This window comes from Microvirga sp. GN3 (genome assembly GCF_055792825.1).
Genome location: NZ_JBVVAK010000007.1, coordinates 24,271 through 45,240 on the forward strand (window position 1 = coordinate 24,271; position 20,970 = coordinate 45,240).

Annotated in this window: 19 protein-coding genes; 7 read left to right on the plus strand and 12 right to left on the minus strand. The window is 64.6% G+C overall.

Annotated elements, in window-relative coordinates; translation table 11 throughout:
- Positions 1 to 63: 63 nt before the first annotated feature.
- Positions 64 to 1,116 (plus strand): DUF2125 domain-containing protein, encoded by a 1,053-nt coding sequence (locus ACS5Q1_RS05565; RefSeq protein ID WP_473097249.1) that lies wholly within the window; start codon positions 64 to 66, stop codon positions 1,114 to 1,116.
- Positions 1,117 to 1,334: 218 nt separating this feature from the next.
- On the opposite strand, the gene ACS5Q1_RS05570 is transcribed toward ACS5Q1_RS05565, so the two are convergent.
- From ACS5Q1_RS05570 to ACS5Q1_RS05585, 4 genes are all read right to left on the minus strand, one after another.
- Positions 1,335 to 2,285, minus strand: a complete 951-nt coding sequence (locus tag ACS5Q1_RS05570) for a prephenate/arogenate dehydrogenase family protein (protein ID WP_473097250.1) — start codon at positions 2,283 to 2,285, stop codon at positions 1,335 to 1,337.
- Entirely contained in the window at positions 2,278 to 3,378 is a 1,101-nt protein-coding gene (gene hisC / locus ACS5Q1_RS05575; protein ID WP_473097331.1) for a histidinol-phosphate transaminase, read from the minus strand. Before hisC ends, ACS5Q1_RS05570 begins: the two co-directional genes overlap by 8 nt.
- A gap of 53 nt (positions 3,379 to 3,431) precedes the next feature.
- Positions 3,432 to 4,271 carry a chorismate mutase gene (locus ACS5Q1_RS05580; RefSeq protein ID WP_473097251.1) on the minus strand — a complete coding sequence of 280 codons (840 nt, stop codon included), beginning with the start codon at positions 4,269 to 4,271 and terminating at the stop codon, positions 3,432 to 3,434.
- Between the two features lie 136 nt (positions 4,272 to 4,407).
- Positions 4,408 to 5,289, minus strand: a complete 882-nt coding sequence (locus ACS5Q1_RS05585) for a LysR family transcriptional regulator (protein WP_473097252.1) — start codon at positions 5,287 to 5,289, stop codon at positions 4,408 to 4,410.
- A gap of 102 nt (positions 5,290 to 5,391) precedes the next feature.
- Between ACS5Q1_RS05585 and ACS5Q1_RS05590 the strand changes: the two genes are divergently transcribed.
- From ACS5Q1_RS05590 to metW, 3 genes are all read left to right on the plus strand, one after another.
- The gene (locus tag ACS5Q1_RS05590; protein WP_473097253.1) at positions 5,392 to 6,099 is read left to right on the plus strand and encodes a glutathione S-transferase family protein; all 708 of its coding nucleotides are present in this window, start codon (positions 5,392 to 5,394) and stop codon (positions 6,097 to 6,099) included.
- Positions 6,100 to 6,268: 169 nt separating this feature from the next.
- Positions 6,269 to 7,438, plus strand: a complete 1,170-nt coding sequence (metX, locus tag ACS5Q1_RS05595; RefSeq protein ID WP_473097254.1) for a homoserine O-acetyltransferase MetX — start codon at positions 6,269 to 6,271, stop codon at positions 7,436 to 7,438.
- On the plus strand, positions 7,435 to 8,076 hold the full coding sequence (metW, locus tag ACS5Q1_RS05600; protein ID WP_473097255.1) for a methionine biosynthesis protein MetW: 642 nt from the start codon (positions 7,435 to 7,437) through the stop codon (positions 8,074 to 8,076). The genes metX and metW overlap by 4 nt, the downstream gene beginning before the upstream one ends.
- A 113-nt stretch (positions 8,077 to 8,189) precedes the next feature.
- Here the strand turns inward: metW and xerD are convergent, their stop codons facing one another.
- The gene (xerD, locus tag ACS5Q1_RS05605; RefSeq protein ID WP_473097256.1) at positions 8,190 to 9,125 is read right to left on the minus strand and encodes a site-specific tyrosine recombinase XerD; all 936 of its coding nucleotides are present in this window, start codon (positions 9,123 to 9,125) and stop codon (positions 8,190 to 8,192) included.
- Positions 9,125 to 9,271: a histidine kinase gene (locus tag ACS5Q1_RS05610; protein ID WP_473097257.1), complete on the minus strand. Its 147-nt coding sequence runs from the start codon at positions 9,269 to 9,271 to the stop codon at positions 9,125 to 9,127. The genes xerD and ACS5Q1_RS05610 overlap by 1 nt, the downstream gene beginning before the upstream one ends.
- 138 nt (positions 9,272 to 9,409) lie before the next feature.
- On the opposite strand from ACS5Q1_RS05610, the gene ACS5Q1_RS05615 reads away from it, so the two are divergent.
- The 3 genes from ACS5Q1_RS05615 to ACS5Q1_RS05625 are packed head-to-tail and all read left to right on the plus strand — an operon-like array spanning position 9,410 to position 12,482.
- The gene (locus ACS5Q1_RS05615; protein WP_473097258.1) at positions 9,410 to 10,042 is read left to right on the plus strand and encodes a shikimate kinase; all 633 of its coding nucleotides are present in this window, start codon (positions 9,410 to 9,412) and stop codon (positions 10,040 to 10,042) included.
- On the plus strand, positions 10,039 to 11,187 hold the full coding sequence (gene aroB, locus ACS5Q1_RS05620; RefSeq protein WP_473097259.1) for a 3-dehydroquinate synthase: 1,149 nt from the start codon (positions 10,039 to 10,041) through the stop codon (positions 11,185 to 11,187). Before ACS5Q1_RS05615 ends, aroB begins: the two co-directional genes overlap by 4 nt.
- Complete coding sequence (locus tag ACS5Q1_RS05625) at positions 11,184 to 12,482, plus strand: HlyC/CorC family transporter (protein WP_473097260.1); 1,299 nt, start codon at positions 11,184 to 11,186, stop codon at positions 12,480 to 12,482. Before aroB ends, ACS5Q1_RS05625 begins: the two co-directional genes overlap by 4 nt.
- Positions 12,483 to 12,484: 2 nt before the next feature.
- Here ACS5Q1_RS05625 and ACS5Q1_RS05630 read toward each other — a convergent pair whose 3' ends face one another.
- From ACS5Q1_RS05630 to ACS5Q1_RS05655, 6 genes are all read right to left on the minus strand, one after another.
- Positions 12,485 to 13,354: an alpha/beta fold hydrolase gene (locus ACS5Q1_RS05630; protein WP_473097261.1), complete on the minus strand. Its 870-nt coding sequence runs from the start codon at positions 13,352 to 13,354 to the stop codon at positions 12,485 to 12,487.
- On the minus strand, positions 13,351 to 15,147 hold the full coding sequence (locus ACS5Q1_RS05635; RefSeq protein WP_473097262.1) for a glucan ABC transporter ATP-binding protein/ permease: 1,797 nt from the start codon (positions 15,145 to 15,147) through the stop codon (positions 13,351 to 13,353). Before ACS5Q1_RS05635 ends, ACS5Q1_RS05630 begins: the two co-directional genes overlap by 4 nt.
- Before the next feature lie 101 nt (positions 15,148 to 15,248).
- On the minus strand, positions 15,249 to 17,216 hold the full coding sequence (locus ACS5Q1_RS05640; RefSeq protein ID WP_473097263.1) for an ABC transporter ATP-binding protein/permease: 1,968 nt from the start codon (positions 17,214 to 17,216) through the stop codon (positions 15,249 to 15,251).
- Positions 17,217 to 17,317: 101 nt separating this feature from the next.
- Entirely contained in the window at positions 17,318 to 17,815 is a 498-nt protein-coding gene (locus tag ACS5Q1_RS05645) for a CAP domain-containing protein (RefSeq protein WP_473097264.1), read from the minus strand.
- The gene (locus ACS5Q1_RS05650) at positions 17,812 to 20,364 is read right to left on the minus strand and encodes a DUF3772 domain-containing protein (protein ID WP_473097265.1); all 2,553 of its coding nucleotides are present in this window, start codon (positions 20,362 to 20,364) and stop codon (positions 17,812 to 17,814) included. The genes ACS5Q1_RS05645 and ACS5Q1_RS05650 overlap by 4 nt, the downstream gene beginning before the upstream one ends.
- 218 nt (positions 20,365 to 20,582) lie before the next feature.
- Positions 20,583 to 20,870, minus strand: a complete 288-nt coding sequence (locus ACS5Q1_RS05655; protein WP_473097266.1) for a hypothetical protein — start codon at positions 20,868 to 20,870, stop codon at positions 20,583 to 20,585.
- Positions 20,871 to 20,970: the final 100 nt, after the last annotated feature.

Here is a 20,970-nt window from a genome sequence, read left to right on the forward strand (position 1 = left end):
GGTCCACTTTTCCGCACGACGCGCTAAGCAGTAGCCACGCATCAGCACAACAGGAGATCACGCATGGATCAGGCCGTCCCGGAGGGGAGTGTTCGCCGCAGTCGTTTCTGGCTCTACGCGCCCCTCGTTCTGCTGCTCCTCCTCGCCATAGCCTGGAGCATCGCCTGGTTCGTGATCCGCAACCGCACGGCGGGGGCGCTCGATGGCTGGATCGCAGCGGAGGCCAGAGCGGGGCGGCAATGGACCTGCGGCGACCGCACCATCGTCGGCTATCCGTTCCGCATCGAAATCATCTGCAACACCCTCGATCTGAAGCGGGGCGCCGTATCCGCCTCCTTCGGACGCACCGAGACAGTCGCCCAGGTCTATCAGCCCCGTCGAATCATCGTGGAGGTGGCCGGTCCCTTGCGGGTGACCGATGGAACCGTGACGGTCGATGGCAGCTGGGATCTCCTGCAGGCGAGCATCAATGCCTCGCAGGCCGGGCTGCAGCGCCTGTCGCTGGCCGCCAATGCCCCCAAGGTGTCGGTGACGGGCCTTGGCGGTGGTGAGATCGCCGGATCGGGCAAGCACCTGGAGCTTCATGTGCGGCCCAATCCCTCAAGGCGAGCCGAACTTGCCGGCGACGTGGCCGCCTCCCTGACGGAAGCCCGCATTCCCATCCTCGATGCCTTGGTCGGCGGCGCGGAGACCACCAATCTCAATGCGGACATCACCGTGACCCAGGCCGACGGGTTCAAGGGCGGCACCATCGCCGAGGAGCTGGAGCTGTGGCGCAATGCCGGCGGCAAGCTCGACATCCTGATGCTGTCCGCAGCCAAGGGGCCCCGCCAGATCGAGGCCAATGGTGAGCTGCGCCTCGACGGGCAGCACCGGCCCGCGGGCCAGCTCAACGTGGCCGCCGCAGGCCTCGACGGCATCATCGGCACTCTGACGGGCGGGCGGCTCGGCGGCAACCTTTTGGGCATGCTGCTCGGGCAGAATCCGCGCACGACCCAAGGCCAGCCCAATGCGAAGCCGCAGCTGACCTCTCTGCCGCCGCTGCGCCTTGAAAACGGCTTCCTTGCGATGGGTCCCTTCGTGATCCCGAACGTGAGGCTGCAACCGCTTTATTGAGAGCGATTGTGTTTCTTCCCTCCCCCTTGCGGGGAGGGATCGAGGGTGGGGGTCGCAAAGTCGAAGCCCTGCACTTCCTCCAGCAGGTGTGAAGGCCGCTACAACCTCACCTCTCCTTGAGGGAGAAGTTGTCCTGCGCCCGATCCATTGATCGCTCGCCCCGTCGCACCACCCCCACCCCTGCCCTCCCCGCAAGGGGGAGGGAAGAGGAAGGCCGTTTACGCCTTGTCCTCGCGCCGACGGCCGAAATCCGGTTCCGGCGTTTCCTGGCCCGACGAGATGATGCCGCGCCGGATGGCGCGGGTGCGGGTGAAAAGGTCGAAAAGCTTGTCGCCCTCGCCCCAGCGGATGGCGCGGGCGAGCAGTGCGATATCCTCGTTGAGGCGGCCGAGCATCTCCAGCACGGCCTCGCGGTTGTGCAGGAAGACGTCGCGCCACATGGTCGGATCGGAAGCCGCAATGCGGGTGAAGTCGCGGAAGCCGCCGGCGGAGAACTTGATCACCTCGCCCTGCGTGACGGTCTCCAGATCCGCCGCCGTGCCGACGATGTTGTAGGCGATCAGATGTGGCACGTGGCTGGTGATGGCGAGCACGAGGTCGTGGTGCTGCGCGCTCATTACTTCCACATTGGAACCCATGGCCTCCCAGAAGACGCGCACGCGCTCGATGGCCGTCTCATCTGTTCCCTCGGGCGGGGTGAGAATGCACCAGCGATTGTGGAAGAGCGTCGCAAAGCCGGCATCAGGCCCCGAATGTTCCGTGCCCGCCACGGGATGCGCCGGAACGAAGGACACGCCCTGCGGTAGATGCGGCTGCACCTGTGCGATCACAGAGGCCTTCACCGAACCCACATCGGACACGATGCAACCGGGCTTGAGACCCGGCTTCATCGCCTCGGCCACTTTTCCACAGACGCCGACCGGCACGCAGAGGATCACGAGATCCGCATCCTTCACGCCAGCAGCGACGTCAGTCGTTGCCTCGTCGGCGATCCCGAGTTCCCGCACCCGCTCGACCACCGACTCGCTCGCATCGATGGCGACGATTGTGCGGGCGAGATTGAGATGTCGTGTGGCGCGGGCGATCGACGAGCCGATCAACCCGAGACCGATGAGAGCAACGCGCTCGAAGAGCGGCGTTTCACGCGGGGGACCGAGACGCTCAGGCATGTTTGCCACCGAGAAAATCGCGCAATGCCGCCACCACGAGACCGTTCGCCTCCTCGCCGCCCACGGTCAGGCGCAGGGCATGCGGCAGACCATAGGCGTCGATCCGGCGCAGGATCAGGCCGCGGCCGGATAGGAAGGCATCCGCATCTTTCGCCGTCTTGCCGGACTCCTGCGGGAAATGGATCATCAAAAAATTGCCGACGCTCGGCGTGACCTTCAGGCCCAGGGCCTCGATCTCGCGGGTAAGCCAGGCGAGCCAGCGCTCGTTGTGCTCGATGGCCTTCGCGATATGCGCCTCGTCCTGGATCGCCGCGATTCCCGCCGCCATCGCCGGCCCGTTGACGTTGAAGGGACCACGAATGCGGTTGACAGCATCGACGATATGGGGCGGCGCCACCATCCAGCCGAGACGCAGGTTGGCAAGACCGTAGATCTTCGAGAAGGTGCGCGTCATCACCACGTTCTCGGACGTGGCGACGAGTTCGAGGCCCGACTCGTAATCGTTGCGGCGGACATATTCCGCATAGGCCGCATCGAGCACCAGCACCACATGCGGCGGCAGCGCCGCGTGCAGGCGCTTCACCTCGTCGAACGGGATATAGGTGCCAGTCGGGTTGTTGGGATTGGCGAGGAAGACGATCTTGGTCTTGTCCGTCACACAGCTGAGGATCGCGTCCACATCCGTGCGCAGATCCTTCTCCGGTGCCACGACGGGCGTGCCGCTGGCGGCCAGGACGGCAATGCGATAGACCAGGAAGCCGTGCTCGGTGAAGATGCCCTCGTCGCCCGGACCTACATAGGCATGGGTGATCAGCGCCAGAAGCTCGTCCGAGCCTGCGCCGCAGATGATCCGGTTCGGATCGAGACCGTACTTGCCCGCGATGGCCTCGCGCAGCTTGGTTGCTGTGCCGTCCGGATAAAGCTCGAGATGGTCGAAGGTCCGGATCGCCTCCAAGGCTTTCGGCGATGGCCCGAGCGGTGTCTCGTTCGAGGAAAGCTTATGGACCTTGGCAACCCCTGCGGCCTTGCTCTTGCCGGGCACATAGGCGTCGATCTGCATCACGCCGGGGCGGGGTTGGGGACGAACAGACATCATGACTTCCTAGCAATCGATTAGTTGGGACAGGCTCTAGCGCAGCTTCATGTTCATTTCACGTGGAAACGTTCCGCATGGCTGCCGATCTCGACGAGCTGGGCGGGGCTGGCTCCCGCCTTGGTGAGAGCGGCCTTGAGCGCCGCGGGCTCAACGGTGCCGGGCACGGCGATGAGTTCGGAGAGGCCGTTGGTATCAGCGGCGCTTGCCACGACCTCGCCGCCGAGCTGGGTCAGGGCCTCGTTGGCGCCCTTGTGCCAGCGCTCGAACTGGGCGGCATAGAGCACCACGTCGCGCACGGCCGCATCGGTCAGGGGCTTCGAGATGACGAAGACCGGGGTGCCGGCCGGATGGTCGGGCCGTTCGATGAAGGGCAGGCGGGCGATGATCTTCGGACGGCGCTTGTCGGCGAGCGTCCGCCACCACGCGCCGCTCGTGGCCCCCTGGTCGAGCCGGAAGATGCCGAGATCGCCGCGGGAGGAAGCCACCGCCTCGATCACGGCCGCGGCACTCGGATGCGTGATGTAGGGCACCGTGAAGCCGAAATGGAACCGGGCCGAGTCGCGCATGGGGGCATCGCCCCCGGAAATGTCGGCATGGACCGAGTAGTTGGACTGGACATAGGTGAAGGTGCCGATGATCACCCGCCAGATGCTCTCGACCGTATCGAGCGGGAGCAGTCCCTCGTGGCGCTCGGCCAGGGCCTTCATCATCGAGGCCTCCCGACCGGGGCGGAAGGCCGAGCTCAGGCCCGCCTTGGAGGCCTTCTTGGACGCGATCAGCCGATCGATGATGGTGCCGCGCTCCATGAGCAGCCGGTGCATCGCCTCGTCGATGCGGTCGATCTCCTGGCGCAGATCGGCAAGGGACGGAGCGGACGTCTCAGTAGACATGGGCAGGATCCTTAGGGGTCGGGCGCCCTTCTTTGACGTTTTTAGGCCCCCTTGTCATCCGGGATTGCGCGACGAGGGCTTTGGGCAGGCATGCATGAGAGGAACAGCTTGCGCCCTATCTGGCCCTCGGCCGCCGTTAGCCGCCCACCAGGAAATCGATGACGGCCCTGACGGCTGGAAGCTCACTGCGCCGATGCGGCGTCAGGATCGTCGAGGTCACGCTGCCGGCAGGCCAGTCCGGCAGCACCGCTGCCAGCTCCCCGGCTCCAATCAATGGCGCCGACATGGCTTCAGGAAGACAGGCGACGCCAAGTCCGGCAGCCGCAGCTTTCAACAGCACCATGGATTCATCCGCAACCAGCCGCGACGCCGGGGTGACCTGAACCTCTCGGCCGTCCTTGTGCCTCAGGCGCCATGTCTTTGATGCGGGTCCTGTCAGCAACCCGTCATGTCCAACGATGTCATCGGGGTGCTCCGGCATGCCCCGGCGGGCCAGGTATTCCGGCGAAGCAACCAGCGTGATCCGCTCCTCCGTCATCCGCCGCTGCACGAGGTCGGAATCAGGCAGCGGCGCGAAATGGCTCCGGATGGCAATGTCGAAGCCCTCGCGAACCAGATCGACGAAACGGTCGGTGATGTGGAGTTGCAGATCCAGTTTGGGATAGGCGCGCGCGAGAACCGGCAGGCGATTGGCAAGATGGAACTGTGCCACCGGCACGGAAGCGGTGATCCGGACCAGACCCTGCGGCTCCGCCTGCCGCCGCTGCACCACGCTCTCGGCCGCCTCCGCCTCAATGACGGCCGCGCGGGCATGATCATAGAAATCCCGGCCGACATCGGTCAGCACGAAACTGCGCGAGGTGCGATGGATCAGGCGAATGCCGAGGTCGGCCTCAAGTTCGGCGACGCGCTTGCTGATGGTCGACTTGGGCATGCCCAGTTGCCGCGCGGCAGCGGCAAAGCCCCCGTTCTCTACGGCTTGCACGAAAATATGCAGATCGTTGAAGTTGAACCTCATATGCGTCGTTCACAATCATGGACTTTGGGTTTCAAAAATACCGACTACAGCCTCAAAGTCCACACAGGCATGATGGTGTCGTCACAAACAAGGAGACACACCATGGTCCAGACCCTCATGTACGGCGTCCCATCAGGATGCTCGTTCGGCTCGATCGTCGCCCTGGAATGGCTCGGGGAACCATATCGGCTCTGCCGCATCGAAATGCCGGCGATCGTGACGAGCGATGCCTATCGGACGATCAATCCGGTCGGCGAGACCCCGACGCTGGTGACCGCCACGGGCGAGCGGATCAGCGAAAGCATGGCGATCCTCAATCATCTCGGGGCGCGCGGCATCGACAAGGGCCTATCCTTCGCGCAGGGCACAGCGGGGTTCGACCGCCTCAATCAGATGCTGGCATTCCTCAACACCAGCTTCTTCGCTGCCTTCGGTCCACTCTGGTACGCCCTCGAGCACGGGGCAGAAGGGCCGGATAGGGATGTCCTGAGAGCCTATGGGGCGGCGCAGGTCGCGAAAGCGCACGCCAACCTGGAAGCCATGCTCAGGGATAAGGAATGGCTGCTGGGTGATCGGCGCACATTGGCGGATGCGTATTTCATCGGCATCGCCCGCTGGACCAAGTATCACGACGTGGTCGACCGGCGCGACTACCCAGGCTTGCAGCGGCTGTTCGAGCGGCTGGAGGCGGATCCGGCGGTGCGGTTCGCGCATGCCATCGAACGTGGCGAAGCCCCTGTCGGCACCGGCGGGTTCCAGGGAGAAGTCTCGTTGAACGACATCCTGCGCCAGCAGGCGCTCGCAGCCTGATCGAGAATGGGAAGCCCGCCTCTCACCAGGAGGCAGGCTTTTCGCAAAATGTGAGGTCGTTGGGGTGGTCCTTCATAGGACCCCTCAGCTCCCAGAGCGCGATGCTCGTTGACGTGACAGCCTTACCGCAGTACCCGTCGTTCGGAGAAACGAACATTTCCACTTAACGATGTCATTTGCGCCCCTGTCCTCCGAACCGCGAAGCCAGGTCGACGATCCGTCGAGCCTGGTCATGCGCTTTGGCGCGGACGAGCCCCTGATGATGGATTCAGGGGTGGCGCTCGCTCCCTGGCAGATCGCCTACCAGACCTACGGCACGCTCAACGCGGAAAAATCCAATACCGTGCTGATCTGCCATGCGCTCACCGGCGACCAGCATGTGGCGAACGACAACCCGGTCACGGGCAAGCCGGGCTGGTGGCTGACCATGGTCGGTCCCGGCAAGCCAGTCGATACCAACCGCTTCTTCGTGATCTGCGCCAACGTGATCGGCGGCTGCATGGGCACCACGGGCCCGGCCTCGATCAACCCGGCGACAGGCCAGCCCTATGCACTGGATTTCCCGGTCGTCACCATCCGCGACATGGTGCGGGCGCAGGCGGCGCTGATCGACAAGCTCGGCATCGAGAGCCTGTTCTGCGTCATCGGCGGCTCCATGGGCGGCATGCAGGTGCTGCAATGGGCGGCGAGCTACTCAACCCGGGTCTTTTCCGCCCTGCCCATCGCCGCCGCCGCCCGCCATTCGGCCCAGAACATCGCTTTCCATGAGGTCGGCCGTCAGGCGGTGATGGCAGATCCGGAATGGCGCGGCGGACGCTACCTGACGGAAGGAACGCGTCCCTCGAAGGGCCTCGCCGTCGCGCGGATGGGCGCGCATATCACCTATCTGTCCGAGATGGCCCTGCACCGGAAGTTCGGGCGCAATTTCCAGGACCGCAGCGCGCCGACCTTCTCCTTCGACGCCGATTTCCAGATCGAGAGCTACCTGCGCTACCAAGGCATCTCCTTCGTCGAGCGGTTCGATGCCAATTCCTATCTCTATGTTACCCGCGCGATGGATTATTTCGACATCGCGGCGGAGCATGGCGGCTCGCTGGCAAAAGCCTTCAAGGGATCGGCCACGCGCTTCTGCGTGATCTCCTTCACCTCCGACTGGCTGTTCCCGACATCGGACTCGCGCGCCATCGTCCACGCGCTCAATGCAGCCGCGGCCTCCGTCGGTTTCGTCGAGGTGGAGAGCGACAAGGGCCACGATGCCTTCCTGCTCGAAGAGCCGGAGATGTTTGCGGCCGCGCGCGGCTTCATTGACGCAGCCGCGCGGGTGCGGGGGATCGCATGACGCTGTCCACCCTGCCCGCAGCCGATCTTGAAACCGGCCATCGCCTCGATTTTCTGATGGTCGCCGACATGGTCGAGCCGGGCTCGCGCGTGCTCGATATCGGCTGCGGCGACGGTTCGCTTCTCGCCATCCTGCGCGACCGCAAGGGCGTCGACGGGCGCGGCATCGAGATCTCGCGCGAGGGCGTGAATGCCTGCCTCGCCAAGGGGTTGCCGGTGGTCCAGGGCGATGCCGACACGGACCTTGCCGATTATCCGGACGACGCCTTCGATTACGTGATCCTCTCGCAGACGATTCAGGCGACGCGCCAGCCCAAGGTGGTGCTGGAGCATCTTCTGCGCATCGGCCGCCGGGCCATCGTGTCCTTCCCGAATTTCGGCCATTGGCGCGTGCGCGTCGATCTCGTCCTTCGCGGCCGGATGCCGGTAACCGAGAACATGCCCTATTCCTGGTACGACACGCCCAACATCCATTTCTGCACCATCCGCGATTTCGTGGAACTTTGCCGCGAGGTCGGCGCGCAGATGGAAAAGGCCGTAGCGCTGAATGCCGGCGGCCAGCCCATGCGCGTGACCCTGCCCTGGTGGGTGTGGAACCTGCTCGGCGATCAGGGCGTGTTTTTGTTGAAGCGGCGCTAAAAACCTCACACACATCATGGCCGGGCTTGTCCCGGCCATCCACGTCTTCGGGACCACAACGTTGCTAAAGACGTGGATCCCCGGAACAAGTCCGGGGATGACGGGCAGAGGTGCTACCCCTCCCCGCCTTCCGCCAGCGGGTGCAGATCGCGCACCATGCTCTTCAGGCGTTCATCCAGCACGTGGGTGTAGATCTGCGTGGTCGAGATGTCGGAATGGCCAAGCAACTCCTGCACCACGCGCAGGTCCGCCCCGTTCTGGAGCAGATGACTGGCGAAGGCGTGGCGGAGCACGTGGGGGCTGATCTTGTCGGCGCGCAGGCCCGCCGCCCCGGCCACGACTTTCAGGTCGCGGGCGAAGGACTGGCGGGTGAGATGGCCACTCTCGCTGTCGGCCGGAAACAGCCAGGGGCCGGCAGCCTTTGTCTGCTCCTCCTGCAGGGCGAGATAGGCGCGTGCGGCGTCCCGGGCGGCATCGGTGAGCGGAACGAGCCGTTCCTTGGCGCCCTTGCCGCGCACCACAAGGAACCGGTCGCGGGTCCTGGCGGCGCTGCGCGGCAGAGCGACCAGCTCCGAGACGCGCAGGCCCGTCGCGTAGAGCAGTTCCAGCAGGCAGGCCATGCGAGCGGCGCGCAGGCGCTCGCCGGGCGTGGCTTTCGGGTGCTGGACGCCCTCATAGGCCACCTGCAGCAGGCAGTCGACCTCGGCGACAGAGAGGACCTTGGGCAACGCCCTGCCCCGCTTCGGAGCTGACACCGCGGCGGTCGGGTCGGCGGGGGCATAGCCCTCCACGTAGAGGAACTTGTGGAACTGGCGCACGGCAGAGAGCCTGCGGGCGGCCGAAGAGGCTTTCAGGCCACGTTCTTCCAGGCTCGCCATGAAGCCCCGAATGGTGACGGAGGTCGCGTTGTCGGGCTGACCGCCGGCTTCCTTCAGATATTCAAGGTAATCGTCGAGATCGCGCCGATAGGCATCGAGCGTGTTCTTGGAGGCGCCGCGCTCGGCGGCGAGCATGTCGAGAAAGAGGCTGGCGTGGCGTGCGCCGCTCATCAAGAGGATGGTGTCCGGCTGGTGGGAACCGGCACCGTGATCTCGCGCGGATCGGGATCGACGAAGGTCGCAAGCGCGAACATGGCGGCGAAGCCAAGGCCTGCGAGAATAGCGACGACGAGGAGAAACCGAAACAGGGTGGGCACGGGAGCCTCTTGAAACGTTAAGTCGCTAGAACCATGCCACAGCCTTGAAGGCAAGCCCCTCGCATCGGCTAAGTTTGGCAGGGATAGGAGGATAACGCCCTTGTGACAGGGCGCCGCGCCCGTGCTAGGACATGGCACATGAACAATATCAGCCGCTTCAATTCGCTCGATGAAGTCGGCGGGCAAGACCAGGCAAGCCAGCGCGGCCATCCCATCAGCCGCCAGCTTGGCACGCGATCACTTGTGCTCGTCGGGCTCATGGGCGCCGGAAAGAGCACCGTGGGCCGCAGGCTCGCGCAGACGCTCAAGCTGCCTTTCCGTGACGCCGATCACGAGATCGAGGCCGCGGCCGGCATGACCATCCCGGAAATCTTCGCCATCCATGGCGAGGATCATTTTCGTGACGGCGAACGCCGTGTAATCGCCCGCCTCCTGCAGGAAGGCCCGATCGTGCTCGCCACCGGCGGCGGCGCCTTCATGAACGAGGAGACCCAGAGCCGCATCGCCGAGCAGGGCCTCTCGCTCTGGCTCAAGGCCGACCTCGACATCCTCATGCGCCGCGTCCGCAAGCGGACGACCCGCCCTCTCCTGCAGAACCCGGACCCGGAAGGCACCATGCGTCGCCTGATGGAGCTGCGCTATCCGGTCTATGCCACGGCGGACATCACCATCGACTCCCACGAGGCGCCGCATGACCGGGTGGTCGCCGACATCGTCAAAGCCTTGGGCGAGTGGTTCGAGAAAGAAAGACAAGGGAGCGCCGCACCATGACGAGCGCAGCCGCCCGGATGGAAAGCCCATCCTTGATCACGGTTCCGGTCCCGCTCGGCGACAGGGCCTATGACATCCTGGTCGGGCGCGGCCTGATTGGGACGGCAGGAACGCGGATCGCAGGCTTAGGCGCCCGCGCAGCCGCCATCGTGACCGACGAGCACGTCGGCCCGCTTTATGTCGAGGCGCTGTCAAAGTCCCTGGAAGCGCAAGGGTTGCGCACCTCCGTGATCACGCTTCCTCCCGGCGAGGCCACCAAATCCTATGCCAGCCTGGAACAGGTCTGCGACGCGGTGCTGGCCGCGAAGATCGAGCGCGGCGATCTCGTGGTGGCGCTGGGCGGCGGTGTGATCGGGGATCTCGCAGGCTTCGCGGCCGCCGTGGTGCGCCGGGGCGTGCGCTTCGTTCAGGTGCCGACCACTCTGCTCTCCCAGGTCGATTCCTCGGTCGGCGGCAAGACGGGCATCAACTCCCGCCACGGCAAGAACCTCGTCGGCGCCTTCCACCAGCCGAGCCTCGTTCTCGCCGACACCGCCCTCCTCGACACGCTCCCGATCCGCGAAATGCGCGCCGGCTATGCGGAGGTGGCGAAATACGGCCTGATCGACGACGCGCGCTTCTTTGCCTGGTGCGAGGCGAACTGGCAGGGCGTCTTCGCCGGCGGCCCCGAGCGGGACGAGGCCGTGGCGCAGAGCTGCCGCGCCAAGGCCGACGTGGTGGTGCGCGACGAGCACGAGAACGGTGACCGGGCGCTGCTCAATCTCGGCCATACCTTCGGCCATGCGCTGGAAAAGATCACGCGTTATGATTCCGCACGCCTCGTCCATGGCGAAGGCGTCGCCATTGGCCTAGCTCTTGCTTTCCGCTTCTCCGCCTCGCTTGGTCTCTGTTCAGCGGCGGATGCAGAGCGCGTCGAGGCGCATCTGTCGGCCGCGGGACTTCCCACGCGTCTCGCCCATATTCCCGGAGGCTGCGGCACGGTCGACGAGCTTCTCAACGCCATGGCCCAGGACAAGAAGGTGAAGGGTGGCGCCCTGACCTTCATCCTGGCGCGAGGCATCGGACAGAGCTTCATCGCTCCCGGCATCGAGGCCGACAAGGTCCGCGCCTTCCTGGAAAGCGAACTTAAACCGTCACGGTCATGATCGAAGAATCCTCCGGCGATCTCTGGTTTGCGGCCCTGGTCGTCATCTTCTGCCTTCTGCTCTCCGCCTTCTTCTCGGCCGGCGAGACGGCTTTTACGGGCACATCGCGCTCCCGCATGCTGGTTCTGGAAAAGGGCGGCGACCGGCGCGCCAAGCTGGTGAATCGCCTGCTCGAAATCCGCGAGCGCTTCATCGGCACGGTGCTGATCGGCAACAACATCGTCAATATCGGCGTCTCCGCCTTCGCCACCAGCGTGCTCGTGGCGATCTTCGGCGACGAGGGCGCGATCTACGCCACAATCATCATGTCGGTTCTGGTGATCGTCTTCGCCGAGGTGCTGCCGAAGACCGTCGCTATCTCTTCGCCGGAGACCGTGTCGCTTTTCCTTTCGCGGCCGATGTCATGGGCCGTGGCGCTGCTGGGGCCGCTGGCAATCGCCATCGAGCGGCTCGTGAAGCTCATGCTGCGGCCCTTCGGCATTCGCATCGGCGAGAACACACCGATCCTATCGGCCAGCGAGGAGATCCGCGGACAGGTCGCTTTACTGCACAAGGAAGGCGGCGTCGCCAAGGTGGAACGCGACATGCTCGGCGGTCTCCTCGACCTCGAAGACCTGACGGTCTCGGAGGTCATGGTCCACCGCACCAAGATGCGCACCATCAACGCGGATCTGTCCTCGGAAGAGATCGTGCGCGAGGTGCTTTCCTCGCCCTATACCCGCATGCCGCTCTGGCGCGAGAGCCAGGAGAACATTGTCGGCGTGCTCCACGCCAAGGACCTGCTGCGAGCACTCGACGCGGTCGGCGGCGATGCGAGCAGGCTGAAAGTGGAGGCGATCGCGCTGGAAACCTGGTTCGTGCCGGATACCACCTCCCTGCGCGACCAGTTGAAGGCCTTCCTCGCCAAGAAGACGCATTTCGCGCTCGTCGTCGACGAGTACGGCGAGGTGATGGGTTTGGTGACGCTCGAGGATATCCTCGAAGAGATCGTCGGCGACATCAAGGATGAGCACGATCTCTCGGTCCAAGGCGTGCGTCCGCAGCCCAACGGCTCGGTCAATGTCGACGGCTCCGTGCCGATCCGCGACCTCAACCGCGCTATGGACTGGAACCTGCCGGACGAGGAAGCCACCACCATCGCGGGCCTCGTCATTCACGAAGCCCAGACCATCCCCGACACGGGCCAGATCTTCACCTTCCACGGCTTCCGCTTCCAGGTGCTGCGCAAGTCGCGCAACCGGATCATGGCGCTCAGGATCATGCCACTTACGCAGGTCCGTGCCAGGGCGGAGTAAGTTCAGGATTTCAGAAAATCCAGCAGCGCCGCGTTCACGGCATCGGGCTCTTCATGCTGGACCCAATGAGTGGCATTCTCAATCCAGCGAATATCGCCTGACTGGCATAAGGCGAGACTTGCTTCCGCCAAACCCTTCTCCAAAAAACGGTCGCGAATTCCCCAAACAACAAGTGTTGGGGATCGAACAGTTGAATCCTTCATGTCGGGCTTGAATGGCAGCGCCCGATACCAATTGAGCATGGTCGTGAGCGCGCCGGGCTGCGACCAGGCTTTCTCGTATCGAGCGATATCCTCGTCCGAGAACGTGCCGCGACGGCTCGTGCGCAGGAGCGCATCCTTGAGGCTGCGATAACCGTTCGCCGAGAGCATGGACTCAGGCAGAAGTGGAATCTGGAAGAACCCGACATAGAGGCTTTTCAGCATCTGGCTCGGATGCGAGCGCATATAGGATCCGGCGACGCTCGGATGGGGTGCGTTGAGGACGACGAGCTTTTCAACGCGATCGGGATAGCGCGAAGCCGTCCACCAGGCGACGAGCCCGCCCCAATCGTGGCCCACCACGGAAAATGTCCTGCGCCCGAGCGTATCCGCCAATCCGACCACATCCTTCGCAAGCGTATCGAGATCATAGGCACGCCGGCCTTCGGGCTTGTCGCTCAAGTTGTAGCCGCGCTGGTCCGGCACGAGCACGCGAAAGCCCGCTTCCGCCAAGGGGCCGACCTGATAACGCCACCCCCACCAGAACTCGGGAAAGCCGTGGAGCAGGATCACCAGCGGCCCATCCGCAGGTCCTGACTCGACGGCATGAAGCGTCACACCGTTGACCCGGTGGCGGACGCCCTGTGTCCGCGGATCGAAGGCCTGCCTCACGCGTGCGCCGAGACTCTCACCCGCTTCGGAGGAGGCTCCTCGGTGGCCATGAACTGCGCCTTGGCTAGCTCCGCGAACCGGCCGCCCTTCGCGACGAGTTCCTCGAAGGTGCCAGTCTCGATCACCCGCCCCTGATCGAAGACCAGGATGCGGTGGGCGTTGCGGATGGTCGCGAGACGGTGGGCAATGACAAAGGTCGTGCGCCCCTTCATCACTTCGTCCAGCGCCAACTGCAGCTTGCGTTCCGTGGCGGCATCGAGCGCGCTCGTCGCCTCATCGAGAATGAGAATCGGCGGGTTCTTCAACAGCGCGCGGGCAATGGACAAACGCTGGCGCTCGCCGCCGGAGAGAGAGCGTCCGCGCTCGCCGATGACCGTATCGAGGCCTTCCGATTGGCGCGAGATGAATTCGATCGCCTGCGCGCGTTCCAGGGCCTCGATCATCTCCGCATCGGTGGCGTCGGGCCGCCCGACCTGCAGGTTCTCGCGGATGGTGCGGGCAAACAGCATCGGTTCCTGGAACACCACGCCGATATTGCGCCGCAGGGACGAGAGCGTGACATCGCGGATGTCGAGATCGTCGATGCGGATGCTGCCCGATTGCGGATCGAAGGCGCGGTGCAGAAGACCCAAAGTGGTCGACTTGCCGGAGCCGGTGGCGCCGACCAGCGCCACGTTCTCACCCGAGCGAACGGCGAAGGACACGTCCTGCACAGCGGAGCGCTTGCCATCATAGGAGAAGCTCACATTGTCGAAGACGACGGTGCCCCGATACCGTTCCACGTTCCTGGCATTGGCGCGGTCATGAACGACGGGAGCCGTGTCCAGGATCTCGAAGAATTCCTGCAGCTTCGGCGCCTGCATGAAGAGCTGGTTGATGAAGCTCACCGCCTGCTCCAGCCTCCCGATCAGCATGGTGGCCATGCTCATGAACATGACAATCTCGCCGATGGTGGCCAAGCCGTTCAGGTGCAGCCAAGTGCCCATCAGGAAGATCGCCGTGACTGTGATCGTGGCAGAGGCTCGGGAGGCGACGGAGGCCAGAGCCCACCAGGACAAGACCGGATTCTGCGCCTGCAGCAATTGTTGGATAATGGACCGCAGCGAGCGGCTCTCGGCCTCGACGCGGGTGAAGGACTGAATCACCGGCACGTTGCCGAGCGCATCCGAAGCATGCTCGGCGAGGCTCGAGTGATAGCGCTCGACCGTCCCCTGCAGGGTTTCCGTCTTGCGCAGAACGATCGCGGTGAGAAATGTGAAGACGCCCACAAGCGCGACGAGAAGCAGGCCCAGGCGCCAGTTCAGGAACACGGTGAGCGGCAGCAGCACGCAAAGCGCAATGATCGCCGAGAGATGCTCGCGGAAGAAGCCGAGCCAGAGCCAGGACATGGCGCCCGAGCCCTCCAGCATCACCTTCAGCACGCGGCCCGAATGGGTCGAGGTATGGAAGGCAAGCGGCAGTTCGAGAACGTGCTCGAAGTAATTCGCCACCACGGCCAGTCGCCGACGATGCGCGAGACGGTCCGCATGCAGCGCCACGAGCGCGCCTGCGCCGATGGAGAACAATCCGAACGCCACCCAGGCGAGAATGAGAGGAGTCAATGTGCCGAAGGTCACAGGCACGGCATTCGCCGCCTGGGCACGGGTGAGAACATCGATGATGCGCCCGAACAGGATGGGCTCCGCAAAAGCCGAGATCGCGAGGGCGATGTTGGCCAGGGCCAGCAGCGCGCCGACCTTCATATCGGATCCGAGCTCGCCCAACACACGGATATAAAGCCTGATCAGCCGCATGGGGATCTACCTGCGAACGTGACGACGGGCATTCCGTCTCCGATCAAGATTTACGCACTTCACCCCGCTTGAAAAGCCGGAACCTTTCGGGTCGCTTCTCATCATGCCCGGCCCCGGGCCGGCTTCAGGCTCCGGCGAAAGCGCCCGATCCATTTCGGTCCGAGCTTCGATTGCGAGCGCCCATTCGGTCGCGACCGGGGACGGGCCAGAAGAATGGCCCCTTCCTTGGTCTTGCGGATGTGGAGCGTTCGGGTGTGAAACTCCTCAAGGCCGGGCCGGTGTCCGATTGACAGAACGCTCGCACCCTTCAATTCGTTCTCGAACAGCGCCAGCATGGACGCCTGATTCTCCTCGTCGAGCGCGGAGGTCGCCTCGTCCATGAACACCCATCGGGGCTTGTGCAGCAACAAGCGGGCAAACGCCACACGCTGCTGCTGGCCGAGCGACAGGCTCTTGTCCCAGCGCTCATGCTTGTCGAGCATCTCGACGAATTCGCCCAGTCCGCAGCGATCGAGGGCCTCCCTCAATTGGGCATCGTTGAAGGTTTCGGGCGAGGCTGGATAGCTGATGGCCGCCCTCAGCGTGCCCAGAGGCAGATAGGGCCGCTGCGGCAAGAACATCATTTCCTCGGGCTTGGGGATGCGGATCCGGCCCGATCCCCAGGGCCAGAGACCGGAAATGGCGCGAAACAGCGTGCTCTTGCCAGCGCCCGACTCGCCCATGATCAGCACCCGCTCGCCGGGCTGGATCTCCGCCGTTGCATCCTCAATGAGGATGCTGCCATCGCTGAGCGCAATCGAAACGCCTTCGAAGCTGAGGTAGTCCTTGGGATGAGGCCCGATCTCGATCTGGCGGGTCTCGGCCGCAACCTCCTCGAGATCGATGGCGGCCTGCCGAAAGGTGGCAACGCGCAGGACGGCGGAACGCCAATCGGCGATCTTCGGGAAATTGTCGACGAAGTAGCGCAAGGCCGATTGCACCTGATTGAAGGCGCCGACCACCATCATCATCTCGCCGAACGAGAGGCGTCCCGAGAAATAGTCCGGTGCCGCCGCCAGGATCGGCACTACGATGGCCAGCCAGCCGTAACCGGAGGTGATCCAGGTCAGGCGGGCGAGACCGCTGGAAAGGCGCCGGGACGCCGTGAGGACGGCTTCGACGAATTCATCGAGGTTGCGGCGCTCGTCCGGCTCTCCATTGTAGAGAGCGACGCTCTCTGAGCTCTCGTTCACGCGCACGAGCGCGAAGCGCAACTCGGCCTCGCGGGCGTAGCGGAGCGTGTTGAGGCGGATCATCGGGCGACCGACGAGCCAGGTGAGACCGGAGCCGATACCGGCATAACCGACGGCGACCCAGACCATGTAGCCGGGGATCGTGATCTCACGGCCGCTTAAAGTGAAGCTCACGGGACCGGACAGTGCCCACAGGACACCGATGAAACTCACGAGGAGGAGGAAAGCCTGCAGCATGCCGACCCCGAGCTCCGTCGAGAGCTCGGAAAAGAGACGGCAATCCTCCTGCATCCGCTGGTCCGGTTGGGCGCTGCTTTCGCCCATGAAGCCGAGCTGGTAGGCCCGGTTCGGCTTGAGCCAGATATCGAGCAGCACCTGCGTCAGACGCTGCCGCAACCGGATCTTGAGACGCTCCTGCAGCCAGGTCTGCGCCACCACCAGCGCCAGGAGCACGACGACGATGACTAGGAAGACAAGAAGCTGATGGAGGAATGCGGAGGTATCGCGCTTCTCGACCGCATCGAAGAAGGCGCCGTTCCATTCGTTGAGCCGGACCTGACCGACCATGTTGCAGACGAGGATGACGAGAATGGCGGCCGACAGCCGCAGCATCGGCCAGCCCTTGCCGTGCCGGAGCATGTCGCGAAAGAGCAGGTACAGCTCGCGCACGATGCTCGGGGCCATCTCATGAGGATGCGGAGGCTCCGGATGATGGGCAGCCGCATTAGCGGCTTCTTTCGCCAGCGTGTTGCCTTGCCCGGGACCGACTTCCTGTTCACTTCCTGTCGCAGGGGGCGGAGGCAGCTGCCTGCCCAGTTTGGGGTCGAAATCGGGCATGTGTCGAGACGCGCACTCTTTTCAGCTTGGGAGTTCCTCAAGCTAAAGCGCGCTCGCTCGGCGAATGTTCCAAACGCTGCCGTTCTGGGCCCTGAGACTGATCAGCGCTTGTCGGATGCCAGCGCGAGGACCCAGTAAACCTTGTACTTGGAATTCGGCGCATAGGCCGTCGCAATCCCGATCCGTGTCGCTTTCGCGTCGAGAAGGACGCGGTTGTGCTGCGGACTCTCGCGCCAGCCCGAGAAGGCCTCGGCCAGCGTGTGGTAGCCCGCGGAAAGGTTTGCCGCCGGTGCGGCAAATCCCCTCGCAGCCAGCCGGGCCTTGAAGGCCTCGGCGGAACTCGGCTTGTCGGCCCTCGCCATGGCATCGGCCTCCGCCTGGGCGGCAGCCTGGAGATCGGGATCGAGGGTCAGGGGCCGCAAGCCGTTGTTGCCGCGATAGGCGCCGATCATGTCGCGCGCCATGGCGGCGTCCACCTCGGCACTGGCATTGGCCATGGAGACGTAAAAGCTCGGAGTCTGGCTGCGCTGGACAGGCTTCTCGCTCTGGCAGGCGGCGAGAGCGAGGGCGGGAAGGATCAAGAGGATAAGACGCTTCATGCAGGCGTCTTATCCTTGAGAAGGGTTAAGGTTTCGTCCTCTTTCTCCTCCGCCTTCGGAGCCTTGTCCTGCGGCTCCTCTTCCGGTTCGAGGGCTGGGGCCGGCACGGGAACGCCGATTCCGGCTTTGCGCAGGCCGCGGAAGATCTCGAAATAGATGTCGCTCGAGACGCGCCCGGCCGCATCGATATCGTCCACGAAACAGATGAGATCGAAATCGATGGTGTTTTCCGTCACCTTCTTGAACAAAACCCGCGGCGGAGGCTCGCTCATCACCTCTCGGTGGGCGAGCGCAGCCTTGCGCATGATCTCCGCCACCTGATCCGGATCAGACGCGCGGGGAACCGGAACCGAGACGAGCACGCGCCCGACGCGATCGTTGCGCACGCGGTTGCGCACGATGCCGGAGATCAGGTTCGAGTTCGGCACGATGATCATTGAGCGGTCGAAAGCCTGGATCTCGGTCGAGCGCACATTGATCCGGCGCACATAGCCCTCGCCGTCGCCGACGACCACAAGATCGCCGACGCGGATCGGGCGCTCCCAGAGCAGGATCAGGCCGGAGATGAAGTTGTTGACGATGGATTGCAGGCCGAAACCGATACCGACCGAGAGCGCACCGGCCACGATGGTCACTCGCTCCAGGCTGAGGCCGAGATAGGTGAAGGCCATCACACCCGCGATAATGATGCCGACATAGCCCGCTGCAGTGCTGATCGAATTGCGCAGGCCCGCATCGAGTTCGGTCGCTGGCAGGAAGGTGTTGTTGAGCCAGCGCTGGATCACGCGCGTGATGGCGAAGCCCGCGGCGAACAGCAGGGCCGCAATGAGGATCGACGACAGGGAGATCGTGACGTCGCCGACATTGAAGCCGAAGAACACCGCCCGCAGGGAGCCCGTCACATCGGCCGATTCGATGCCCCAAGGGGCGAGCACCAGCAGGATGCCGACGATGATGAGGGCGAGCCGCGCCACGCCGCTGCCCAGAACGCCGATCTGCTCCAGGGAACGACGGCGCAGGCCGGTATTGGCCTGCAGCGCCGTGGCGAGCTTGGTTTGACCGCGCAGGGAGCCGCCGATGAACTCGTCGGCAAGTGCGACACCCAGGACCAGCAGCGCGATGACGATGGAGATCCAGACCGCCTGATCGACCAGGAAGGAGGCCAGCGCCACATAGCCGCCGAGCACGCTGCCGACGATGAGGGCCACGAGGAACCAGCCGAGGCTGCGCAGAGGCCCGCCAACGTCCACATCCTGCGCGACGTAGGGCCCGAGGCAGGCCTCGTCCTGCGTTTCTCGGGTTGCGAAGCGCCGCAGCAGCTCGGCGAAGATCAGAGCCGCCGCCAGGGCAAAGACCGCCCGGGTGATGACGGTGACGGGCAGGGCCGCGGCAATGGCCGTGTTGAACGCCTCGATCACCTTGCCGGCGACCATGACAGTCGCCAGGGTAACGGAGAAGCTCATGAACCGCGTGGCGGAGGCATCCCTGACCGGAATCAGCCGCCAGGGGGTATGGTCCGGCGCCAGGATGGCATCGATCAGGGCGCGCACGAAGGCGATGAAGGCGAGGCCGCTCAGGAGAGCTTTGACAACCTGCTCCAGCCGCGGTGGGACGACATCGGCGGAATCGAAGGCCACCCAGACGATCCAGCTGCCGGCGATGGCCGGACCTGCTCCCAGGATCAGGACGCCCAGAGCGGCCAGAAGACGGCTGCGGCGCGCGGGATCGGTTATGGCGGGATCGCGCTTGACGAGACGTGGGGCAATCGAGCGTCGCCCGGCATAAAGCGCGATGGCCGCGCCGATGGCGAGGCCGAGAACAAGCAGCACGCCGAGCGAAGTGTTGCGCTGGAGCTGCTCCAGGGCGTCGCCCAGGACGATCCGCAGCGCCCGCAGTTCCCGCGGAACGGCCTGCACCACGTTCATCCACAGGTTGGGGCTGACGATCCCGTCGCTCTGCTCGAACAGGGCGCGGGTAAAGCCCGCCCGGCGCAAATCGCCGATCTGGGTGTTCAGCTGCTCGGCCTGGACGAGCAGGGCGCGCCCGAGCCGCTGGGTCTCGTCGAGCTCCGCCACGGCCGCCTCACGCTCAGCGCGATCGCGGGCAACGTCGGCGCTCTCCTCAGGCTGGCCTTTGTCCGGCTTCGGCCCGAGCTGGCTCAGGCGCTGCTTGCTGGCCTCGAGCTTCGGGGTCTGTTCGTCGATGACGGCGCGGATCTCGCCGATAATCGGTTCGATCTGCACGCGAATGTTCTGCAGATCCGCGTCGGACATGGTCCGGCCCTGGATCGCCGCTTCCTTCTGATCGAGATCGGCCTTGAAGCCGTCGAGCTTGGCGCGGGCAGCCTTCGTCTCGGCCGAAATCGAGGTGGCGGGGGCTGCCGCTACAGGAGCGGGAGCAGCTTGGGGCGGAGCGGCGGCCGGGGTTTGAGCCTGAGGCTGGGTATTGGGGGAGGTCTGAGCCTGCTGTGCATAGGACGCGCCGCCTGCTGCAATGCTCAACGCAATCACAGCGGCCCCGAAGAGCCGCTTCATGCCAATACTCGTCATTCAGTCTACCCTAGAGCACCGGATCGATCCGGTGCTCCCCTTTTGAAGAAGCGCGTTGTTCCAGGCCGAAGCTCGGCTTCGCTTTTGCAGCGCAATGCGTCGGCGGGCCGGTTCTTTGCGAATCATTACGGCGAAAAGTCGCCGCCCGGGCACCGAAGCGCAACAAAAAAGCCGGGAGAGGATGATGGCCTCTCCCGGCTTCCCTAAGGGAAAAAGCGTTACGGCTTCGGCGCTTCGTTGGCCGAAGGCTGGGCCCCAGGCGCAGGATAGGCCGGGTTTGCAGGGGAGACGCGGTCGGTGGGATTGGCGGACGAGCCAGTGGTCGAACCCGTCACATTGGCGCGGGCCGCATCGGTTCCGGGATGGTCAGGTGACGTGGAACCGACCCACAGCATATAGCCGGAAATCGCGACGCCAGCGAGCAGAAGCGCCCCGATCAGAACACCCAGGACCGGGCGGCCCGGGGGTCCCTGTCGGACGCGATCGTCAGGAATCTGTTGAGCCATCTCTAGCCTCTTTAAAAAGTGGTTTGTCGGGCGAGCAGCGCGGCTCGGCATTGTCAGGGCAACGCGAGATGAAAGAGCGGGTTCCTGGCCCTCTCGCCAC

Bases quoted from the DNA above. Each gene is read 5' to 3' on its own strand.
- ACS5Q1_RS05565 (WP_473097249.1), top strand. From the start codon at position 64: ATGGATCAGGCCGTCCCGGAGGGGAGTGTTCGCCGCAGTCGTTTCTGG.
- ACS5Q1_RS05570 (WP_473097250.1), bottom strand. From the start codon at position 2,285: ATGCCTGAGCGTCTCGGTCCCCCGCGTGAAACGCCGCTCTTCGAGCGC.
- hisC (WP_473097331.1), bottom strand. From the start codon at position 3,378: ATGTCTGTTCGTCCCCAACCCCGCCCCGGCGTGATGCAGATCGACGCC.
- ACS5Q1_RS05580 (WP_473097251.1), bottom strand. From the start codon at position 4,271: ATGTCTACTGAGACGTCCGCTCCGTCCCTTGCCGATCTGCGCCAGGAG.
- ACS5Q1_RS05585 (WP_473097252.1), bottom strand. From the start codon at position 5,289: ATGAGGTTCAACTTCAACGATCTGCATATTTTCGTGCAAGCCGTAGAG.
- ACS5Q1_RS05590 (WP_473097253.1), top strand. From the start codon at position 5,392: ATGGTCCAGACCCTCATGTACGGCGTCCCATCAGGATGCTCGTTCGGC.
- metX (WP_473097254.1), top strand. From the start codon at position 6,269: ATGTCATTTGCGCCCCTGTCCTCCGAACCGCGAAGCCAGGTCGACGAT.
- metW (WP_473097255.1), top strand. From the start codon at position 7,435: ATGACGCTGTCCACCCTGCCCGCAGCCGATCTTGAAACCGGCCATCGC.
- xerD (WP_473097256.1), bottom strand. From the start codon at position 9,125: ATGAGCGGCGCACGCCACGCCAGCCTCTTTCTCGACATGCTCGCCGCC.
- ACS5Q1_RS05615 (WP_473097258.1), top strand. From the start codon at position 9,410: ATGAACAATATCAGCCGCTTCAATTCGCTCGATGAAGTCGGCGGGCAA.
- aroB (WP_473097259.1), top strand. From the start codon at position 10,039: ATGACGAGCGCAGCCGCCCGGATGGAAAGCCCATCCTTGATCACGGTT.
- ACS5Q1_RS05625 (WP_473097260.1), top strand. From the start codon at position 11,184: ATGATCGAAGAATCCTCCGGCGATCTCTGGTTTGCGGCCCTGGTCGTC.
- ACS5Q1_RS05635 (WP_473097262.1), bottom strand. From the start codon at position 15,147: ATGCGGCTGATCAGGCTTTATATCCGTGTGTTGGGCGAGCTCGGATCC.
- ACS5Q1_RS05640 (WP_473097263.1), bottom strand. From the start codon at position 17,216: ATGCCCGATTTCGACCCCAAACTGGGCAGGCAGCTGCCTCCGCCCCCT.
- ACS5Q1_RS05645 (WP_473097264.1), bottom strand. From the start codon at position 17,815: ATGAAGCGTCTTATCCTCTTGATCCTTCCCGCCCTCGCTCTCGCCGCC.
- ACS5Q1_RS05650 (WP_473097265.1), bottom strand. From the start codon at position 20,364: ATGACGAGTATTGGCATGAAGCGGCTCTTCGGGGCCGCTGTGATTGCG.
- ACS5Q1_RS05655 (WP_473097266.1), bottom strand. From the start codon at position 20,870: ATGGCTCAACAGATTCCTGACGATCGCGTCCGACAGGGACCCCCGGGC.